4 protein-coding genes are annotated in these 2,309 nt (G+C 57.9%); all 4 read left to right on the top strand.

The genetic code is table 11. From position 1 onward, the window contains the following. Positions 1–142, top strand: a 142-nt coding sequence (gene atpE / locus Q8O69_RS21980) for an ATP synthase F0 subunit C (protein ID WP_305594593.1), incomplete at its 5' end; no start/stop codon positions are given. 57 nt (positions 143–199) lie between these two features. Continuing rightward, positions 200–670, top strand: coding sequence for a F0F1 ATP synthase subunit B (locus Q8O69_RS21985; RefSeq protein WP_275960033.1), 471 nt, complete (start codon positions 200–202; stop codon positions 668–670). A gap of 15 nt (positions 671–685) precedes the next feature. Continuing rightward, the gene (locus Q8O69_RS21990; protein ID WP_090378664.1) at positions 686–1,222 is read left to right on the top strand and encodes a F0F1 ATP synthase subunit delta; all 537 of its coding nucleotides are present in this window, start codon (positions 686–688) and stop codon (positions 1,220–1,222) included. Positions 1,223–1,243: 21 nt separating this feature from the next. After that, on the top strand, positions 1,244–2,309 hold a 1,066-nt coding region (gene atpA / locus Q8O69_RS21995), incomplete at its 3' end, for a F0F1 ATP synthase subunit alpha (RefSeq protein ID WP_305594591.1).

The following is a 2,309-nucleotide window of genomic DNA, read 5'->3' on the forward strand; positions in this document are numbered from 1 at the left end:
GCGTCAGCCGGAAATGGTTCCGATGCTGCAAGTGAAAATGTTCATCGTCGCCGGTCTGCTCGACGCCGTGACCATGATCGGTGTTGGTATCGCACTGTTCTTCACCTTCGCGAACCCCTTCGTTGGTCAAATCGCAGGCTAATTCACTCGATTTACGAGTGAATTGGTTTGATGGACAACGAACGAGCGAGGTGTTGGCGTGAACATTAATGCAACCCTGATTGGCCAGTCCGTTGCCTTCTTCATCTTCGTGCTGTTCTGCATGAAGTACGTGTGGCCTCCGGTCATTACGGCTTTGCAAGAACGTCAGAAGAAGATCGCAGACGGCCTGGACGCTGCTAGCCGTGCGGCTCGTGACCTGGAGTTGGCCCAAGAGAAAGCGGGTCAACAACTGCGCGAAGCCAAAGGCCAAGCAGCCGAGATCATTGAGCAAGCCAAGAAACGCGGTACCCAGATCGTCGACGAAGCCCGTGAACAGGCCCGTGTCGAAGCTGACCGTGTGAAGGCCCAGGCTCTGGCCGAGATCGAGCAGGAACTGAATGGTGTCAAAGACGCGCTGCGTGCCCAACTGGGTAGCCTGGCCGTTAGCGGTGCCGAGAAGATCCTGGGCGCATCTATCGACCAAAACGCGCATGCGGAGCTGGTTTCCAAACTGGCAGCCGAAATTTAAGCGAGGGGCGCGATCATGGCAGAACTGACCACGCTGGCCCGACCTTACGCTAAGGCTGCCTTTGAGTATGCCCAGGCCCACCAGCAGCTGGCCAATTGGTCAGCCATGCTCGGCCTGGCTGCAGCGGTGTCGCAAGACGGCACCATGCAGAGCATGCTCAAGGCTCCGCGTTTGACGAGTACAGACAAGGCCACCACGTTTATTGACGTGTGTGGTGACAAGTTCGACGCCCAGGTACGCAATTTCATTCACATCGTCGCTGAAAACGATCGCCTGGCCCTGTTGCCACAGATCGTTGAACTGTTCGAGCTGTACAAGGCCGAGCAGGAAAAGTCGATCGACGTGGACGTTACCAGTGCCTTCGCATTGAGCGATGAACAGCAAGACAAACTCGCCAAGGTTCTCAGTGCACGGCTCGGCCGAGAAGTGCGTCTGCACGCCGCGGAGGATGCCACCCTGATCGGTGGTGTCGTGATCCGCGCCGGCGACCTGGTTATCGATGGCTCAGTTCGTGGCAAACTCGCGAAGCTGGCCGAAGCATTGAAATCTTGAGTTTGAAGGGGCAGCAGAGCTATGCAGCAACTCAATCCTTCCGAAATTAGTGAAATCATCAAGGGGCGTATCGAGAAACTCGATGTCGCCTCTCAAGCCCGTAACGAAGGCACCATCGTGTCCGTCTCCGACGGTATCGTGCGCATTCACGGTCTCGCCGATGTTATGTACGGCGAAATGATCGAGTTCCCGGGCGGTGTCTACGGTATGGCACTGAACCTGGAGCAAGACTCCGTCGGTGCAGTTGTCCTGGGTGCCTATACCACCCTGGCCGAAGGCATGAGCGCCAAGTGCACCGGTCGCATCCTCGAAGTTCCGGTTGGTCCGGAACTGCTGGGTCGCGTTGTCGACGCACTGGGTAACCCAATTGATGGCAAAGGCCCGCTGAACAACGTCGCTACCGACGCGGTTGAGAAGGTTGCGCCGGGCGTGATCTGGCGTAAGTCGGTCGACCAGCCGGTGCAAACCGGTTACAAGTCGGTCGATGCCATGATCCCGGTTGGCCGTGGCCAGCGTGAGCTGATCATCGGTGACCGTCAGATCGGTAAAACCGCTCTGGCCATCGACGCCATCATCAACCAGAAGAACAGCGGCATTAAGTGCGTCTACGTAGCCATTGGTCAGAAGCAATCGACCATCGCCAACGTGGTACGCAAGCTGGAAGAAAACGGCGCGTTGGCTAACACCATCGTGGTCGCGGCTTCCGCTTCCGAATCCGCTGCACTGCAGTTCATTGCACCGTACGCCGGTTGCACCATGGGCGAATTCTTCCGCGACCGCGGTGAAGACGCGCTGATCGTTTATGACGATCTGTCCAAGCAAGCAGTGGCTTACCGCCAGATTTCCCTGCTGCTGCGCCGTCCGCCAGGCCGTGAAGCCTACCCAGGCGACGTGTTCTATCTCCACAGCCGTCTGCTGGAGCGCGCTTCCCGCGTTTCCGAAGAGTACGTTGAGAAGTTCACCAATGGCGCCGTGACTGGCAAGACCGGTTCCCTGACCGCTCTGCCGATCATCGAAACCCAGGCTGGCGACGTTTCCGCGTTCGTTCCGACCAACGTGATCTCGATCACCGACGGTCAGATCTTCC

Source organism: Pseudomonas sp. (assembly GCF_030690725.1).
In the GTDB taxonomy this organism is placed as follows: domain Bacteria; phylum Pseudomonadota; class Gammaproteobacteria; order Pseudomonadales; family Pseudomonadaceae; genus Aquipseudomonas.

Coding starts and splice junctions, on each gene's coding strand:
- Q8O69_RS21990 (WP_090378664.1), top strand. CDS start 686: ATGGCAGAACTGACCACGCTGGCCCGACCTTACGCTAAGGCTGCCTTT.